The organism is Verrucosispora sp. FIM060022, assembly GCF_003977705.1.
GTDB classification, from domain to species: Bacteria; Actinomycetota; Actinomycetes; order Mycobacteriales; family Micromonosporaceae; genus Micromonospora; species Micromonospora gifhornensis.
Window position 1 is genome coordinate 392,284 of sequence record NZ_RQIV01000005.1, and the last position, 17,306, is coordinate 409,589.

The 17,306-nt window shown below is 72.5% G+C and carries 18 protein-coding genes; 14 read left to right on the forward strand and 4 right to left on the reverse strand.

Annotated features, from left to right (window positions below; genetic code table 11):
• Positions 1 to 5: 5 nt before the first annotated feature.
• A complete protein-coding gene (locus EG812_RS16945) occupies positions 6 to 1,466 on the reverse strand; it encodes a benzaldehyde dehydrogenase (protein ID WP_013733699.1) in 1,461 nt (486 codons plus the stop codon).
• Between the two features lie 249 nt (positions 1,467 to 1,715).
• On the opposite strand from EG812_RS16945, the gene EG812_RS16950 reads away from it, so the two are divergent.
• From EG812_RS16950 to EG812_RS16990, 9 genes are all read left to right on the forward strand, one after another.
• Positions 1,716 to 2,534: a CoA transferase subunit A gene (locus EG812_RS16950; protein WP_013733700.1), complete on the forward strand. Its 819-nt coding sequence runs from the start codon at positions 1,716 to 1,718 to the stop codon at positions 2,532 to 2,534.
• Entirely contained in the window at positions 2,531 to 3,298 is a 768-nt protein-coding gene (locus EG812_RS16955) for a CoA-transferase subunit beta (protein WP_199743889.1), read from the forward strand. Before EG812_RS16950 ends, EG812_RS16955 begins: the two co-directional genes overlap by 4 nt.
• A gap of 34 nt (positions 3,299 to 3,332) precedes the next feature.
• Positions 3,333 to 4,070 (forward strand): protocatechuate 3,4-dioxygenase subunit beta, encoded by a 738-nt coding sequence (pcaH, locus tag EG812_RS16960; RefSeq protein ID WP_126712098.1) that lies wholly within the window; start codon positions 3,333 to 3,335, stop codon positions 4,068 to 4,070.
• Complete coding sequence (gene pcaG, locus EG812_RS16965) at positions 4,063 to 4,632, forward strand: protocatechuate 3,4-dioxygenase subunit alpha (protein ID WP_126712099.1); 570 nt, start codon at positions 4,063 to 4,065, stop codon at positions 4,630 to 4,632. The genes pcaH and pcaG overlap by 8 nt, the downstream gene beginning before the upstream one ends.
• A complete protein-coding gene (pcaB, locus tag EG812_RS16970; protein ID WP_233579512.1) occupies positions 4,607 to 5,947 on the forward strand; it encodes a 3-carboxy-cis,cis-muconate cycloisomerase in 1,341 nt (446 codons plus the stop codon). Before pcaG ends, pcaB begins: the two co-directional genes overlap by 26 nt.
• A complete protein-coding gene (pcaD, locus tag EG812_RS16975) occupies positions 5,944 to 6,720 on the forward strand; it encodes a 3-oxoadipate enol-lactonase (protein ID WP_126712100.1) in 777 nt (258 codons plus the stop codon). The genes pcaB and pcaD overlap by 4 nt, the downstream gene beginning before the upstream one ends.
• Entirely contained in the window at positions 6,717 to 7,097 is a 381-nt protein-coding gene (gene pcaC / locus EG812_RS16980) for a 4-carboxymuconolactone decarboxylase (RefSeq protein ID WP_126712101.1), read from the forward strand. The genes pcaD and pcaC overlap by 4 nt, the downstream gene beginning before the upstream one ends.
• Entirely contained in the window at positions 7,094 to 7,876 is a 783-nt protein-coding gene (locus EG812_RS16985) for an IclR family transcriptional regulator domain-containing protein (RefSeq protein WP_126712102.1), read from the forward strand. Before pcaC ends, EG812_RS16985 begins: the two co-directional genes overlap by 4 nt.
• Before the next feature lie 96 nt (positions 7,877 to 7,972).
• Positions 7,973 to 9,544 (forward strand): Na+/H+ antiporter, encoded by a 1,572-nt coding sequence (locus EG812_RS16990; protein WP_013733708.1) that lies wholly within the window; start codon positions 7,973 to 7,975, stop codon positions 9,542 to 9,544.
• An 11-nt stretch (positions 9,545 to 9,555) separates the two neighbouring features.
• On the opposite strand, the gene EG812_RS16995 is transcribed toward EG812_RS16990, so the two are convergent.
• Positions 9,556 to 10,785 (reverse strand): PucR family transcriptional regulator, encoded by a 1,230-nt coding sequence (locus EG812_RS16995; RefSeq protein ID WP_013733709.1) that lies wholly within the window; start codon positions 10,783 to 10,785, stop codon positions 9,556 to 9,558.
• An 83-nt stretch (positions 10,786 to 10,868) separates the two neighbouring features.
• Between EG812_RS16995 and EG812_RS17000 the strand changes: the two genes are divergently transcribed.
• Positions 10,869 to 11,960 carry a ferredoxin reductase gene (locus EG812_RS17000; protein ID WP_126712103.1) on the forward strand — a complete coding sequence of 364 codons (1,092 nt, stop codon included), beginning with the start codon at positions 10,869 to 10,871 and terminating at the stop codon, positions 11,958 to 11,960.
• A gap of 15 nt (positions 11,961 to 11,975) precedes the next feature.
• Positions 11,976 to 13,121 carry a fatty acid desaturase family protein gene (locus EG812_RS17005; RefSeq protein WP_126712104.1) on the forward strand — a complete coding sequence of 382 codons (1,146 nt, stop codon included), beginning with the start codon at positions 11,976 to 11,978 and terminating at the stop codon, positions 13,119 to 13,121.
• 116 nt (positions 13,122 to 13,237) lie between these two features.
• On the opposite strand, the gene EG812_RS29310 is transcribed toward EG812_RS17005, so the two are convergent.
• Complete coding sequence (locus tag EG812_RS29310) at positions 13,238 to 13,414, reverse strand: hypothetical protein (RefSeq protein WP_013733712.1); 177 nt, start codon at positions 13,412 to 13,414, stop codon at positions 13,238 to 13,240.
• Positions 13,415 to 13,596: 182 nt separating this feature from the next.
• Here EG812_RS29310 and eccB point away from each other — a divergent pair, with 182 nt between their 5' ends.
• Both eccB and EG812_RS17015 read left to right on the forward strand, forming a co-directional pair.
• Entirely contained in the window at positions 13,597 to 14,979 is a 1,383-nt protein-coding gene (gene eccB / locus EG812_RS17010; RefSeq protein ID WP_126712105.1) for a type VII secretion protein EccB, read from the forward strand.
• A gap of 62 nt (positions 14,980 to 15,041) precedes the next feature.
• Positions 15,042 to 15,422, forward strand: coding sequence for a VOC family protein (locus tag EG812_RS17015; RefSeq protein ID WP_126712106.1), 381 nt, complete (start codon positions 15,042 to 15,044; stop codon positions 15,420 to 15,422).
• 28 nt (positions 15,423 to 15,450) lie between these two features.
• Here the strand turns inward: EG812_RS17015 and EG812_RS17020 are convergent, their stop codons facing one another.
• Positions 15,451 to 16,338 carry a dihydrodipicolinate synthase family protein gene (locus EG812_RS17020; RefSeq protein ID WP_126712107.1) on the reverse strand — a complete coding sequence of 296 codons (888 nt, stop codon included), beginning with the start codon at positions 16,336 to 16,338 and terminating at the stop codon, positions 15,451 to 15,453.
• A 70-nt stretch (positions 16,339 to 16,408) separates the two neighbouring features.
• On the opposite strand from EG812_RS17020, the gene EG812_RS17025 reads away from it, so the two are divergent.
• Complete coding sequence (locus EG812_RS17025; RefSeq protein ID WP_126712108.1) at positions 16,409 to 17,305, forward strand: LysR family transcriptional regulator; 897 nt, start codon at positions 16,409 to 16,411, stop codon at positions 17,303 to 17,305.
• Position 17,306: the final 1 nt, after the last annotated feature.

A 17,306-nucleotide genomic window follows, 5' to 3' on the forward strand; every position in this document is an offset into this window, starting at 1 on the left:
CCGGCTCAGAACGGGTAACGGGTGATGTCACCCTGCACGGTCAACCACTGCGTCTCGGTGAACGCCTCCACATTGGCGGCCGCGCCGCCGAAACGGGAGCCGGTGCCGGAGGCGCGGACGCCGCCGAACGGGGCCACCGCCTCGTCGCTGACCGTCTGGTCGTTGATGTGCACGATGCCGCTGGGGATCCGGTCGGCCAGGGCCAGCGCCTTCGGCACGTCCCGGCTGAGGATGCCGAGCGACAACCCGTACTCGGTGTCGGCGGCCAGGGCGGCGGCCTCGTCCAGGTCGGTGAAGCTGAGCACGGGCGCGACCGGCCCGAAGACCTCCTGCGCGTACGCCGGGGTGGCCGGGGTGACGTCGGCGAGCACGGTCGGACGGTAGAACAGCCCGTCGTAGCGGCCACCGGCGGCCAGCCGCGCGCCCGCGTCGACGCTCGCGGTGACCAGCGAGTGAATTTTGTCGCGTTGGGCCTCGTCGATGATCGGTCCGAGCGCCACCTGTTCCTTGGTCGGGTCACCGACCGGCAGGTGGTCGGCCTTCTCGGCGAGGGCCTCGACGTAACGCTCGACCAGGCTGGCGTGCACCAGGTGCCGGCCGGTGGTCATGCAGATCTGCCCCTGGTGCAGGAAGGAGCCCCAGGCGCCGGCCGAGACGGCGAGGTCCAGATCGGCGTCGTCGAGCACCACCAGGGCGGAGTTGCCGCCGAGTTCCAGGTGGGCCCGCTTGAGGTGCCGGGCGGCGGCCTCGCCGACCTTGCGGCCCGCGGCGGTCGACCCGGTGAAGCTGATCACCCGTACGTGTGGATCGGCGACCAGCGCCGCACCGGTGTCCGCCCCGCCGGGCAGCACGTGCAGCAGCCCGTCGGGCAGCCCGGCCTCGGCGAAGACGGCGGCCAGCGTCAACCCGCCCGACACCGCCGTACGCAGGTCGGGTTTGAGCACCACCGCGTTGCCCAGCGCCAGTGCCGGCGCGACCGAGCGGATGGCCAGGATCAGCGGGAAGTTGAACGGCGCGATCACCCCGACCACGCCGACGGGCAGCCGCCGGGCCAGGCTCAGCCGTGGCTGCGCGCTCGGGATGATCTCGCCCAGCGGATGCGAGGCCAGGGCCGCCGCCTCGTAGCACTCCTGTGCGGCGGTGCTGGTCTCGACGCCGGCCTTCGGCGGGATCGACCCCGCCTCGCGGACGATCCAGTCGCCGACCTCGGCGGCGTGCTGCTCCCACAGCGCACCGGCCCGGCGCAGCACCGCGGCCCGTTCCTGGTAGCTGGTGGCGGCCCAGGCGCGCTGCGCCTCGGCGGCCCGTGCGGCGGCGCGGGCGACGTCGGTGGCGTCGGCCACGCCGACCCGCCCGATCTCCTCGCCGGTGGCGGGGGAGCGGACCGCGGCGGTGCCGCCGGCCGCCTCCACCCAGCCGTCGCTGTAGAGCGTGCCGTGCCAGGCGCCGGTGTCGAGCAGGGACATGGTGATCCTCCTTGCGGGGTGGGGTGTGGTCCGAAGGAGCGCTCCGCAGGCTGTTCGGAAAACGAACGATCGTTCTCGTTCAGAACATGGCACGGGCCGTCGGGCCAGTCAACGCATGCTGTGGACATTCCGCGCACCGGAATCCGACGCGTTGACGGAGCTCGGCCCGGGCCACTACGTTCGAGATGTGTACGCGAGTCCGCATACCGAACACCGGTGGCGGTCCTGGACCCGGGAGGGCGGAAGCTGATGGCGAAGCTCGTCTCGCTGGCCGACGGCGTCGCGGAGCTGGTCCGCGACGGGGACACGGTGGCGTTGGAAGGCTTCACCCACCTCATCCCGTTCGCCGCCGGCCACGAGATCATCCGACAGCGACGGCGCGATCTGACCCTGGTCCGGATGACGCCCGACGTCATTTACGACCAGCTCATCGGTGCCGGCTGTGCCCGTCGGCTGGTCTTTTCCTGGGGCGGCAACCCGGGCGTCGGCTCCCTGCACCGGTTCCGCGACGCAGTGCAGAACTCCTGGCCGGTGCCGCTGGAACTGGAGGAACACAGCCACGCCGGGATGGCCAACCGGTACGTCGCCGGCGCCAGCGGCCTGCCGTTCGCCGTGCTGCGCGGCTACACCGGCACCGACCTGCCCCGGCACACCGCAAACATCCGCCCGATCGAATGCCCCTTCACCGGGGAGATGTTGACCGCCGTCGCCGCCCTGCGACCCGACGTGACGGTGGTGCACGCCCAACGCGCCGACCGCGCCGGCAACGTGCAGATGTGGGGCATCACCGGGGTGCAGAAGGAGGCGGTGCTGGCCGCCCGACGGTCGCTGGTCACCGTCGAGGAGATCGTCGAGCACCTGGATCCGGTACCCGGGCAGGTGATCCTGCCGGGCTGGGCGGTCACCGCCGTAGCACACGTGCCCGGTGGCGCGCACCCGTCGTACACCCAGGGTTACTCGGTGCGGGACAACGACTTCTACCGGGCCTGGGACGCGATCAGCCGGGAGCGCGCCACCTTCGAGGAGTGGATCGCCCGGCACGTGCTCGACGTGGAGGTGCCGGCGTGAGCGCCGACTACAGTGCCGACGAGATGATGACCGTGGCCGCCGCCCGACAGTTGCGCGACGGCACCGCCTGCTTCGTCGGCATCGGGCTGCCCAGCACCGCCGCCAACCTGGCCCGGGTCACCCACGCCCCCAACCTGGTGCTCATCTACGAGTCGGGCTGCCTGGGCGCCAAACCCGACCGGCTGCCGCTGTCCATCGGCGATGGTGTCCTCGCCGACACCGCCGACGCGGTGGTCTCCGTACCCGAGGTCTTCAACTACTGGCTGCAACCCGGCCGCATCGACGTCGGGTTCCTCGGCGCCGCCCAACTCGACAGGTACGGCAACATCAACACCACGGTCATCGGCGGCGACTACACCGACCCGAAGGTTCGCCTGCCCGGCGCCGGTGGTGCTCCGGAGATCGCCGCCTCCTGCGGCGAGGTGGTCGTCATCGTCCGACAGAGCCTGCGGACGTTCATCGACCGGGTCGACTTCGTCACCTCGGTCGGCTACGGCGCCGGTCCGGGCGACCGGGCCCGGCTCGGACTGCGCGGCGGCGGCCCGAAGACCGTCATCACCGACCTGGGTGTGCTCACCGCCGACCCGGTGACCTGCGAACTCACCCTCACCCGGCTGCATCCCGGCGTCACCGTCGACCAGGTCCGTGCCGCCACCGGCTGGCCGCTGGCCGTCGCCGACGAGGTGAGCACCGGCGAGCCACCCAGCACCGATGAACTCACCGTGCTGCGCGCCCTGGAAGCCACCAAGAAGGCCGGGGTGTGATGAAGCGTCGTCCGGCAAGCCCGAAGGGGACCTGATGAGCGAGACCACCCGGAAGCTGCTGCTGCCCGGCTACCGGCGCGACGACGTCGAGGCCCACCCGCCGCTGCTCAGCCCCGGCTACAAGTCCACAGTCATCCGCGCGCCGCAGCAGCCGCTGACCTACCTGCCGCAGCGGCTCACCGAGATCACCGGCCCGCTGCTCGGCGAGGGACGCCTCGGCGCACTCGACCACGACCTGACCCGGCAGCACGACGGCGAGCCCCAGGGGCAGCGGATCATCGTGCACGGTCGGGTCCTCGACGGCGACGGCCGGGCCGTGCCGCACACCCTCGTCGAGATCTGGCAGGCCAACGCCGCCGGCCGGTACCGGCACGCTGTCGACAACTGGCCCGCCCCGCTGGACCCCAACTTCACAGGCGTCGGGCGTACCCTCACCGACGACCAGGGGCGCTACGAGTTCGTCACCGTGCAACCGGGTGCCTACCCGTGGCGCAACCACGACAACGCCTGGCGGCCCGCGCACATCCACTTCTCACTGTTCGGCCGGGCCTTCACCCAGCGCCTGGTGACCCAGATGTACTTCCCCGGCGACCCGCTGTTCTCCCAGGACCCGATCTTCAACTCGGTCCGCGACCCGCAGGCCCGCGAGCGGATGGTGGCCCGCTACGACCATGCCGCCACCCGGCCGGAGTGGGCGCTGGCCTACCGGTTCGACATCGTGCTGCGGGGCCGGGAGGCCACCCCCTTCGAGGACGAGGACGACGATGAGTGAGCGCCTGGGCGTCACGCCCGCCCAGACCGTCGGGCCGTACCTGCACATCGGTCTGAGCTGGCCGGACGGCCCGTACGTGGTGCCCGAGGGCACCCCTGGCGCGTTCTGGATCCGGGGCCGGATCGTCGACGGCACCGGCACCCCGGTCGGCGACGCGATGGTGGAGAGCTGGCAGGCCGACCCGGACGGGCACTTCGACCACCCCGACGACCCGCGCGGCGCCCGCGCGGCCACCGTGCCCGGCTTCCGGGGCTTCGGCCGCGCCGACACCGACGCCGAGGGCTGGTACGCGCTGCACACCGTCCGGCCCGGACCGCTGCCCACCCCCGACGGTGAGACCGAGGCGCCGCACCTGAACCTGTCGGTGTTCGGCCGGGGACTGCTGCACCGCCTGGTCACCCGGATCTACTTCCCGGACGAGCCGGCCAACGCCGCCGACCCGGTGTTGCGTACCGTCGACCCCGGCCGCCGCGACACGCTCGTGGCCCGTCCGGCCGCCGACGGCTACCGGTTCGACATCCGCCTGCAGGGAGAGCATGAAACCGTCTTCTTCGCCGTCTGAGGTGCTGCTGCGCGGGCTGTCCGGCGCGGTCGACGTCGACGCCGAACTCGACGACAGTCACCTGTTGCAGGCGCTGCTGGACGCCGAGGCGGCGCTCGCCCGCGCCGGCGCCGACGCCGGCCTGCTGCCCGGGCCGGTCGCCGACGAGATCGCCCGGCACTGCCACGCCGACCGGTACGACCCGGCGGCGCTCGGCACGGCCGCCGACGCCGCCGGCAACCCCGTCGTCCCGCTGGTCCGCGACCTGACCGCCGCCGTCGCGCCACCGGCCCGCGCCTGGGTGCACCACGGCGCGACCAGCCAGGACATCCTCGACAGCGCCCTGGCCCTGGTGGTCGCCCGGGCCGCCGGGCCGCTGCTGCGTCACCTCGACGCCGCCACCGACGCCGCCGCCGGGCTCGCTCGCGCCCACCGCGACACCGTCATGGTGGCCCGCACCCTCGGCCAGCAGGCCGCCCCCACCACCTTCGGGCTCAAGGCGGCCGGCTGGCTGCTCGGCCTGCACGACGCCCGGACCCGGCTGGCACAGGCGCGCACCGCGCTGCCCGCACAACTCGGCGGGGCGGTGGGCACCCTCGCCGGGTACGGGCCGAGCGGTCTGGTCGTGGCGGACCGGTTCGCCGCCCACCTGGGCCTGGCGGCCGGCCCGCTGCCCTGGCACACCCGCCGCCAACCCGTGCTCGACCTGGCCGCCGCGCTCGGCGGGCTGCTCGCCGCCACCGGCAAGGTCGCCCTCGACGTCGGCCTGCTCGCCCAGACCGAGGTGGGCGAGGTCGCCGAGGGTGGTACGGGGCGCGGCGGCTCCTCGGCCATGCCGCACAAACGCAACCCGGTCGACTCGGTGCTGGTCACCGCCGCCGCCCGCCGCGGCCCCGGCCTCGTCGGCACCCTGTTCGCCGCCGCCGGGCAGGAACACGAACGGGCCACCGGCGGCTGGCACGCCGAATGGGAACCCCTGCTCGACCTGCTGCACCTCGCCGGCGGGGCGGCCGCCCGTACCGCCCGGATGCTGGGCAACCTGCGCGTACACCCGCAGCGGATGCGCGCCAACCTCGACGCCACCGGCGGCCTGCTGCTCGCCGAGGCCGTCGCCGCCCGGCTGGCACCAGCGCTCGGCCGGGCCGCCGCACACGACCTGGTCGCCCGGGCCGCCACCGCCGCCTCCTTCCGGGACGCCCTGCTCGCCGACCCGGACGTGCGGGCCCACCTGTCGGTGGCCGACGTCGACGCGGCGCTGGACCCGGCCGGCTGGCTCGGCAGCGCGGCCACGCTTGTCGACCGCGCCCTGAACATCTACGAGCGGGGGACCGGATGACACTGCACGCCACCGTCGACGGGCCGCCGGATGCGCCGGTGCTGCTGCTGGGCAGTTCCCTGGGCACCACCGGCGCCATGTGGCAACCGCAGGTGGCCGCCCTCGCGGACCGGTTCCGGGTGGTCCGCTACGACCACCTCGGTCACGGCCGCTCACCGGTACCGCCCGGGCCGTACACCATCGACCTGCTCGGCCGGGAGGTGCTGGGGCTGCTCGACCACCTGGGGGTCGGGTCCGCGCACTACGCCGGGCTCTCCCTCGGCGGCATGGTCGGCATGTGGCTGGCTGCGCACGCCCCCGAGCGGATCGACCGGCTCGCCCTGCTCTGCACCTCGGCCTGCCTGGGCCCGGCGCAGGTGTGGCGGGCCCGGGCGGCCGGTGTCCGCGCCGGACAGCTGGGCACCATCGCCGACACCGTGGTGTCCCGCTGGTTCACCCCGGGCTTCGCCGCCGCCCGACCCGACACGGTCGCCGGCTACCGGGACATGTTGACCGCCACCCCGCCGGCCGGCTACGCCGCCTGCTGCGAGGCGATCGCCGCCATGGACCTGCGCGCCGACCTGGCGGCCGTCCGCGCACCGACCCTGGTGATCGGCGCGGCCGACGATCCGGCCACCCCACCCGAGCACGCCGCCGACATCGCCGAACGGATCCCGGCGGCGCGGCTGGCCGTCGTCGACGACGCCGCGCATCTGGCAAACGTCGAACAGCCCGCCGCCGTGGCCCGGCTGCTGCGCGCCCACTTCGAGCCGGAGGGCGGGACGAACCAGTGAACGACAAGCAGCGACACGACGCCGGCATGGCCGTACGCCGGCAGGTGCTCGGCGACGCGCACGTCGACCGGGCGGTGGCCGACACCGACGAGTTCACCGCCGACTTCCAGGACCTGATCACCCGGTACGCCTGGGGCGAGATATGGACCCGCGACGGCCTGGACCGGCGCACCCGCAGCTGCATCACCCTCGCCGTGCTGGCCACCCTGCACCACGACGAGGAACTGGCGATGCACGTCCGCGCCGCACTGCGGAACGGACTGACCCCGCAGGAGGTCCGCGAGGTGCTGCTCCAGGTCGCCGTCTACGCTGGCGTACCGGCCGCGAACCGGGCGTTCAAGGTGGCTCAGGAAACCCTGCGGCAGGAGGACCGGTGACCGACGCGGCGCGATCGGGGGAGTTCGTCCAGTCCCTGGAACGGGGCCTGGCCGTGATCCGCGCGTTCGACGCCGAACACCCGCAACTGACCCTCAGTGAGGTGGCCCGCGCCACCGGACTGACCCGGGCCGCCGCCCGCCGGTTCCTGCTCACCCTCGTCGAGTTGGGCTACGTGCACACCGACGGGCGACTGTTCGCCCTGCGACCGCGCATCCTCGACCTCGGCTACGCCTACCTGTCCAGCCTGAGCCTGCCGGAGGTCGCCCAGCCGCACATGGAGGCGCTTGTCGCGCAGGTGCACGAGTCCTGCTCGGTGTCCGTCCTCGACGGCGACGAGGTGGTCTACGTGGCCCGGGTGCCCACCAAACGGATCATGACGGTCGGGATCAGCGTCGGCACCCGGTTCCCCGCGTACGCCACCTCGATGGGGCGGGTGCTGTTGGCCGCCCAGCCGGCCGACTGGCTGGACGACTACCTCGCCACGGCGCAGCTGCGACCGTTGACCCGGCGGACCATCACCGACCCGGCGAAGCTGCGCACCACCCTGAACCGGATCGCCGGCCAGGGGTACGCCATCGTCGACCAGGAGTTGGAAGAGGGGCTGCGGTCGCTGGCCGCCCCGATCCACGGCGACGACGGCGCGGTGGTCGCCGCGGTCAACGTCTCCGCCCACGCCAGCCGTGGCACCTTCGACGCCATCCGCCGGGAACTGCTGCCACCGCTGCTGGCCACCGCCCGCCGGATCGAGGAGGACCTGGCCGCCGGCTCCCGCCGGTGACCGGCAGCGCCCTCGGCCTGCGCGGTTAGCTGGCGAATCGACCCGGAGAGGCCGTTCGGCGTACCACCATGTGGTGGGCGACGAACAGGGGGCGACGTGCAGGAACTGCTGCTGATCATCGTTCTCGGGATCACCGTGCTGATCGGCACGACCGTCGGTGGACGGTACCGGGTCGCCCCGCCGGTGCTGCTGATCTGTTTCGGTGCGCTGCTGGGACTGCTGCCACCGTTCTCCCACGTGATGCTCGCGCCAGAAGTGGTGCTGCTGCTGTTCCTGCCGGCCATCCTCTACCGGGAGAGCCTGACCACCAGCCTGCGTGAAGTCCGGGCGAACATCACGGTGATCGCCATGCTGGCGGTGGTGCTGGTCGGCCTCACGATGGTGGCGGTGTCCCTGGTCGTGCAGCGCTTCGGCATCGACCCGGCGGTGGCCTGGGTGCTCGGCGCGGTGCTCGCCCCGACCGACGCGGCGGCGGTCGCCGGGCTGGCCAAGCAGATGCCCCGCCGGCTGCTCACCACCCTGCACACCGAGAGCCTGATCAACGACGGTACGGCTCTGGTGCTGTTCGCCGTGGCACTGGGCCTGCTCGGCGGCGGGGCCGCACCGAACGCCTTCGAACTGGTCGAGCGGATCGGCCTGTCCTTCCTCGGCGGCATCGCGGCCGGGCTGCTGGTCGGCATCGTGGTGATCGGAATCCGCAAGCACCTGGACGATCCGCTGCGGGAGGGCGCGGTCAGCGTCCTCACCCCGTTCGCCGCATTCTTCCTCGCCGAGGCCGTTCACGAGAGCGGAGTGCTCGCGGTGGTGGTCGCCGGGCTGATCCTCGCCTACGCCAGCCCTCGGGTGATCCGGGCCCGCTCCCGGGTGCTGGCCCTGTCGTTCTGGGACCTGACCACCTTCCTCATCAACGGCGGCCTCTTCGTGCTGGTCGGGCTCCAGATCCCCCGGGCGGTCAGCGACGTCACCAGCCTGGCGTTGACCCGCGCGCTCCTCATCGCGGTGGTGGTGGCCGTGGTGCTGGTGGCGGTACGCATGCTCTGGGTGCACGCGATGGCCCTCATCCTGCGCCTGGTGGACTGGCGCAAGGTTCACCTCGACCGGCGGGTCAACTGGCGGGTCCGTACGGTGGCCGGCTGGGCCGGGTTCCGCGGTGCGGTCTCCCTGGCGGCGGCGCTCGCGGTCCCGATGAGCATCGACGGCCAGCCGGTCCCGGAGCGCGACCTGATCATCTTCTGTGTCGCCGCCGTCATCCTGTTGACCATGCTCGTGCAGGGCACCACCCTGCCGCTGGTGATGAAATGGGCCAGGCTGACCGGGGACCCTGACCGCACCGACGAGAAGCGGCAGGCGCAACGCCACGCCATCCGGCAGACCCTGCACGCCCTGCCGGATCTTGCCGACCGGGTCGGTGCCGACCCGGACACCATGCGCCGGATCCAGGACGAGTACGAGAGCCACCTCGACGGACTCCAGTCCGACCCGCAGGACGAGACGGCGGCTGCCCAGGAGGCCGAACACCAGCTGCGCCTGGCGGCGCTGGACCACAAGCGGCGTGAGATCACCCGGCTGCGGGACCGCCGGCAGATCGACGACGCCGTTCAACGTGAGCTGGAGGCGCGGCTGGACGTCGAGGAGATCCGCCTGCTCGGACCCCGGACCCTGGAGTGAGGTCCCGCCCGTCAGCTCGCGGTGGCGATTCCGGTCGGCAGCGCCAACGCGACCGTGAGGTCGAGCACGCTGCGCGGGTCGGTGAGCCGTTCGCCGTAGAGCTGGCGCAGTTGTCCCATCCGGTAGCGCACCGTCTGCGGGTGCACGAACAGGTCGGCGGCGATGTCGTCGCGTCGGCCCTGGTGCAGCAGCCAGGAACGCAGCGTCTCGGCGAGCCGTTCCGCGGTGGCCGAGGGCAGGTCGGCGAGCGGTTGCAGGACCCGGGCGCGCAGGTCGGTCAGGGCCTCCATGTCGGCGCTGAGCAGCAGCTCGGCCAGATGCCGGTCGGTGTCCAGCGGTTCACCGTCGGGCGGTTGGGCGATGCCCAGTCCGACCACCCGGACCACCCGCCGGTAGGACGAGCTGACGTGCGCCCACGGGCGGGCCGGGCCGAGCACCGCGCGGCGGCCGTGCAGCACCCGGGCGAGCTGGCGACGCCGGTCGCCGTGCATGTCCGGCACCAGCAGCACGGCGGTCTCCTCGCCGGGCTCACCGGCGGGTAGCTCCTCGCTGCTCTCCAAGGTGTGCTCGTCGAGCAGCGCGAGCGCGCCGCGCAGCTTGGCCTGCGGCAGCAGGGCGACGGTGAGCGTCTCCGGGACCTGCCAGCCGGCCCGCTCGGCGCTGCGCAGCAGCACCTCTTCCGGCTCACCGGCGAGCAGCTGCTGGGTGAGCCGTTCCAGGTTGCGTCGCTGGGCCCGGCCGGCGCTGGCCAGCTCGTCGGCATGCCCGGCCACGCTGGCGGCGGACAGCTCGTCGATGTAGGCGAACATCAGCTCGGCGAACTCCGCCACGGTGGCCGCGGGCAGGCCGAGCGCCACGCTGGCCGCAGCCATCTCCCGCCAGGAGACCCGGGCGCCGATCCGGTAGGCGGCCAGCAGCGCGTCCACACTGCGACCGGAGCGGGCCTCACCACTGCCCAGCGCGTACGCCGCCTCCAGCGCCGGCACCAGCGGAGTGCTGGCCGCGCTGGTCTGCGGGCGTTCCAGCAGTTGCAGGAACGTGCCCAACGCGATCTGCACCGCGTTTTCGATCTTGTCCCGCATCTGCCCGGTCAGGGTGCCGGAGTAGCTGGGCACCTCGGCCGTGATAGCGCTGACCGTCTGCGCGGCGACCAGCGGTAGCCGGTCACGTAGCTCGCGGGCCACCCGCTGCTCCAGTTCGAGGCGGGATGCCCGATGAGTGGTGCCGGAAATGTCCGCCACGTTGTTCTCCCCGCACAAAAGGGATGGATCACTTTACCTTCGCTGGCCAAGATTTTATGCCAGCGGGCCGCGACCATCGTTATATGACCGCCACCGTTCCGCCACCGGGCGCGAAAGGGTCCCTCCGGCGCCGCCTCTGGCGGCTCGCCGAGACGGTGACCACGCCGGTACTGCCCGCGGACTACCTCGACATGGTCGCGCCGCTGCGGGCCGGCGCCGACCTGCGCGGCCGCATCGTCGCCGTACGCCCGGAGACCCCGGACGCGGCGACCGTGGTGATCCAGCCCGGCCGCAGCTGGCGTGGCCACGTGCCCGGACAGTACATCCGACTCGGTGTCGACGTCGACGGCGTACGCCTGTGGCGGGCCTACTCGGTGACGTCCGCGCCGGGTGGACGGACCGACCCGATCACGGTGACGGTCAAGGCGATCCCCGACGGGGTGGTCAGCAACTACCTGGTGCGCCGGGTACGCCCGGGCACCATCGTGCAGCTCGACCAGGCGATCGGTGACTTCGTCCTGCCCCGGTCGGCGCCGTCGCGGGTGCTGTTCCTCACCGCCGGCAGCGGCATCACCCCGGTCGCCGGAATGCTGCGCAGCGGTGCCCTGGCCGGCAGCGACGTGGTGCTGATCCATTCCGCGCCGACCTCGGCCGACGTGGTGTTCGGCGCGGAACTGCGTGACCTGGCCGCGCGCGGTGTCATCCGGCTGGTGGAGCGGCACACCGCCGTCGACGGCCTGCTGGACGTGGCCGAGCTCGACACCCTGGTGCCCGACCACTGCGAACGCGAGACCTGGGCGTGCGGCCCGATCGGTCTGCTGGACGCTGTCGAGCAGCACTGGGCCGCGCGGGGCGTCACCGACCGGCTGCACACCGAACGGTTCCGACCGACCATCATCACCGCCGGTGACGGCGGCACGGTCACCTTCACCCGCTCGTCGGTCACCATCGAGGCCGACGGCGGCACCCCTCTTCTCGACGCCGGAGAAAACGCCGGAGTGTTGATGCCCTCGGGCTGCCGGATGGGTATCTGTTTCGGCTGTGTGCTGCCGATGCGCCAAGGCGCGGTCCGTGACCTGCGTAACGGGCAGCTCACCACCGCCCTGCCGGGCGACGGCGTACGCGTGCAGACCTGCGTGTCGGCCGCGGCCGGCGCCTGTGAACTCGAAATTTGATCGGAGAACGTCGACGTGACCGTCATCCAGAAGAAAGCCGTCAACCCGATCGCGCACCTCAGCGCCGAGGACATCGAAACCCTCGGCAAGGAACTCGACGCCATCCGGGAACGGGTGATCGCCGACCGGGGTGAGCGGGACGCCGCCTACATCCGCAAGGTCATCTCGACCCAGCGCAAGCTGGAGGTCGGCAGCCGGGTCGTGCTGCTGTTCTCGCTGTTCCCGCCGGCCTGGATCGTCGGCACCGTCGGGCTGTCGCTGGCGAAGATCCTGGAGAACATGGAGATCGGGCACAACATCCTGCACGGCCAGTGGGACTGGATGCGCGACCCGAAGATCCACTCGACGACCTGGGAGTGGGACCACGTCAGCCCCGCCGAGCAGTGGAAGCAGTCGCACAACGAACTGCACCACCGCTACACGAACGTCGTCGGCAAGGACAACGACCTCGGCTACGGCATCATGCGCGTCGACGAGGACCAGCCCTGGCACCCGGCGCACCTGGGTCAGCCGTTCTACAACTTCGTCAACGCCTGCTTCTTCGAGTACGGCATCGCCGCGTACGACCTGGAGCTGCGCGAGAAGCTCAAGGACGGCAGCCTCAAGAACGACCCGCAGTTCCGCGCCAACCTGAAGGCCACCGGCCGCAAGCTGCGCCGCCAGGTCCTCAAGGACTACGTGCTGTTCCCGGTGCTGTCCGGTCCGTCGTTCTTCCACACCATGGCCGCCAACTTCACCGCCAACCTGATCCGCAACCTGTGGAGCCACGCGGTGATCATGTGCGGGCACTTCCCGGAGGGCGTGGAGACCTTCGAGAAGACCTCGATCGAGGGCGAGACCCGCGGCGAGTGGTACCTGCGGCAGATGCTCGGCTCGGCCAACATCAGCGGCAGCCGGCTGATGCACATCATGACCGGCAACCTGTCGTACCAGATCGAGCACCACCTCTTTCCCGACCTGCCGAGCAACCGCTACCAGGAGATCGCCCCCGAGGTGCGGGCCCTGTTCGACAAGTACGGACTCAAGTACGTCACCGGCTCGCTGCCCCGGCAGGTCTTCTCGGCCTGGAAGAAGATCTTCCGGCTCTCCCTGCCGAACCGTCGCCGGACCGCCGTCATCGAGGAGAACCCGACCCCGGCCCTCGTTCCCGCCGGCACCTGATCCGCATGCGGCCCGCGGTGGCGCGGTGCGCGGGCGGTCTGCACCGCCTGGGCGCCGTAGCCACCGCAGGGCCAGGCCCCGGCTGACGCGGGATGCCCGATCGGGTCGACCTGAGCTCAGTGGCGGTTCGGATAGTTGTGGGCCGACTGACGTCCCCGGACGAAGGCCAGGATGATCACCCCGGCGAGCGCGATCAGCCCGATGATCACCAGCCAGCGGACCGCTTCGAGGAGCAGGCCGAGCAGGACGATAATTCCTCCGACGACTCCGACGACCCAGAGCAGCGCGCGCATCTCCCACCTCCCGAACCCGCCGCCTGGTCGATCCGGACGGCCCGCTCGGTCAGCTACCCGGTAACGCCCGGTTCATGCCGGTTGGCGTTCGCCGGTGCGGCGTGGTCGTCGTGGCGGACGGTCGGCGAGACATCGACGCACCGCATATTCTGTGCGCCGATCAGCTCGCCGGAAGGGAAGCGATGCCGTCGCGGCAGGATCAGCTGCACTCCTACCAGTTCACCCTCCAGCGGGTGGTCGCCGCGCTGGTGATGCGCGAGACCGACCCCGCGCAGTCCCCGTTTCGCCGGCTCGCCGGGGCGGGCCTGGCCAGCGTTCTGGTGGCGGTCATCGGGCTGGGCGGCTTCGCCCTCTACGGCCTGTTCACCGGTGGTGCGGTGAAGTGGCGCGACACCGGTGCCGTGATCGTGGAGAAGGAGTCGGGGGCCCGGTTCGTCTACCGGGACAACCGGTTGCACCCGGTGCCCAACTACACCTCGGCGCTGCTGGTCATCGGCACCGAACAGCCGAAGACCGTGCTCGTGTCGCGGCGCTCCATCGACGGCGTACCCCGTGGTCTGCCCCTGGGCATCGCCGACGCACCCGACTCGTTGCCGGCGGCCAACCGGCTCTCCGCCGCGCCCTGGACGGTCTGCTCGACCGGCCCGCAGGCGGGCCGGCGCGATCCCCGGTCGGTGCTGCTGATCGGCACCGGCGACCCCGGCGGTCGGCCGTTGCGCGACGAGGCGTTGATCCTGCGGGATCCGGGCGGGCGGCTGCACCTGGTACGGCAGCAGCGTCGACACCTGATCCGCGACGCCGACCGGGTGCTGGCCGCGCTGGCCACAACCCGCGCCCGGGCCGTCCCGGTCGCCGCGGCCGTGCTCAACACCGTGCCCGCCGGACTCGACCTTGCCCCACTGCGACTGCCCGACCTGGGCGAGCCCTCCGAGCGGGTGGTCGACGCCCGGATCGGCGACGTCCTGCTGGTCAGCAACTCCGGCGGCGGCCGGCAGTACGCGGTGGTGCTGCGCGACGGTCTCGCCGGCGTCACCGAGTTGCAGGCCGGCCTGCAACTCGCCCGGACCGGCCAGCGCGAACCGGAGCAGATCAGCCTCGGACGCTTCGCCGCCCTGCCGAAGCTGCCCGATCTCGCGCCCGAGGGCCCCGACGCGCCACCGAGCACGCCGCCCCGACTGGCCACCCCCGGCTCACCGGTGCTCTGCGCCCTCGTCGGCGGCGACCCGATCGGCGTCGACCTGCGTCTGGACGCGACCCTGCCCGATCTGTCCGCCGCCACGCCCACCGTCGCGGCGGCGGCCGGCCGGACGGTGGCCGACCACGTGCTGGTCGAACCCGGCAGCGGCGCCCTGGTCGAGGCGACGGCGACCCCGGGCGCCGTCGGCGGCGCGCTCTGCGTGGTCACCGACCTGGGCCGGCGCTACGTGCTCGCCGACGCCGAGGTTGCCGCCATGCTCGGCTACGGGCAGACCCGACCCGTCCGGCTGCCGGCGGGCCTGGTCAGCCTCGTCCCGGCCGGAGCGAGCCTGGACCCGCAGACGGCCCGACGGGCCGTCACCTCCTAGAGTTCCAGCCGCCCATGAGATGCGTGTGCGGCCGATCCCCCGCCGAGAGTAGGTGTCCGTCGATGGCATGCCGTATCAGTGAGCTTGTGCTCAAGTGCCGCGAGCCCGAGGTGCTGGCGCGGTTCTGGTGCGAGGTCTTGGACTTCGTAGTGCTTGATCGCGAGGGGGAGGGCTGCATCGAGATAGGGCCGCGCGAAGGGTTCGGCGGTCCGCAGCCGACGATCTTCCTCATCCGCACCGACGAGCCGACGAACGGGCATGCCCGGCTGCACATCGACGTCAACGCCACCGACCGCGATCAGGACGCCGAGCTCGAACGCCTCTTGGGCCTCGGGGCCGAACTCGTCGACATAGGTCAGCCTGTGGAGGCATCCTGGCACGTCCTCGCCGATCCGGAAGGAAACGAGTTCTGCCTGCTCAAGCGCCGCCTTGACCCGGTCTGATGCCCCTCGTCGGCACCGAGAGCGGCGGTCAGCGGACCAGGGCCGGTGGCCCGGCCACCTGCTCCGCGCACGCCAGCGCCGCTGCCGTGGCCTGGGCGGTGGCGGGCAGCAGTGGTGGGCGCGGGGTCGAGGTCGGGATGCGTCCCTGGGCGTGCAACACCGCCTTGATCACCGACGGGTTGGGTTCGGCGAACAGCGCAGTCGAGAGGGTGGCGAGCCGGTGCCCGAGCGGCCTGGCGCGGGCGGTGTCCCCGTCGCGCCAGGCCGCGACCAGGGCGGCGTAGTCGGCGGTGGCCAGGTGCGCGGAGGCGACGATGCCGCCGTGTGCGCCGAGCGCGAGCAGTGGCGAGAGGTACGCGTCCTCGCCGCCGAGCACGGCGAAGTCCGGTGGCGGGTCGGCGAGCAGGGCGATGGTGTCGGCGTCGATGCCGCCGACCGCGTGCTTGACGCCCACCACCTGAGGCAGGTCGGCGAGGCGACGCAGCGCCCCGGCGGACAGCGCCTGCCCGGTGCGGTACGGCACGTGGTAGGCGACCAGCGGCACGGGGGAGACCTCCGCCAGCCGGGCGAAGTGCGCGAGCACCGCCTCCTCGCCGGGGCGCAGGAACGGCGGCACCAGACAGAGCGCCGCGGTGACGCCGGGGCGCCCGGCAAGGGCGCGCAGGTCCTCGGCGGTGTGCGCGCCGACCATGAACCCGGCGCGGTGTCGCCGACAGGCCGCGCCGAGGGTGTCGAGCACCGCGCGTTGCTCGGTGGCGCTCAGCGCGTGCGGTTCGCCGGTGGTGCCGAGGGCCACCAGACCGTCGGCGCCGTCGGCGAGCACCCGGTTGGCGAGACGGGTCAGCGCCTCCTGGTCGACCTCGTCGCGCGCGTCGAAAGGTGTGATCAGCGGTACGTACAGTCCGGTGGGTGTCATGCCACCAGCCTGCGACCGCACAGCGTGAAGCACCAGTTCCGATTCCTCCACGAATCCGTAAGCTGAGCTGATGCTTGACGTCCGTCGGCTGCGGCTGCTGCGCGACCTGGCCCGCCTCGGCACCATCGCCGCCGTCGCCGAGGCGCACACCTACTCACCGTCCGCCGTCTCCCAGCAGTTGGCCGCGCTGCAACGGGAGACCGGCGTCGTGCTCCTGGAACGCGTCGGTCGAGGGGTACGCCTCACCGCAACCGCGACGGCACTGGTACGACACACCGAGGTGATCCTCGCCGGGCTGGAAGCCGCCGAGGCCACCCTCGCCGCCGCTCGCGGTGGACTGCTCGGCACGGTACGCATCGGGGCGTACCCCAGCGCGGTGCGTCCCCTGCTGCTACCCGCCCTGGTCGAGTTGGCCCGCGAGCATCCAGGGCTGGATCTGCTGGTCACCGAGTTGGATCCGGTCGCGGTGCCGGCCGCGCTGCGCGAGCGTCGCCTCGACGTCGCCCTCGTGCACGACTACGACATCGTGCCCGTGCAGACCGACCCGGCGCTGGACTCGACGCCGCTGCTCGACGAGACGGTCTTCCTCGCGCTGCCCGCCACCCACCCGGTGCCCGACGACCCGATGCGCACGGTACGCGACGCCGACTGGATCATCGGCAGCCCGGGAACGCTCTGCCACGCGGTCACCCTGCACGCCTGTGACCTCGCGGGATTCCGCCCGAACGTCCGCCACCACGCCGACGACTTCACCGCCGTGCTCGCCCTGGTCGCCGCCGGTCAGGGCGTCGGCCTGGTGCCCCAGTTGGCCGTGGAGGGACCACCCGCCGGCACCCGCCTGGTCCCCCTGCCCATCCGCCGCCGCACCCGGATCGCCTACCGGCAGGGCGCCGCCGACCACCCCGCAGTGCTCGCCAGCATCGCCGCCCTCCGTGGTGCCGCCGCCGACCTGCCCGAGGTGGGCTGAC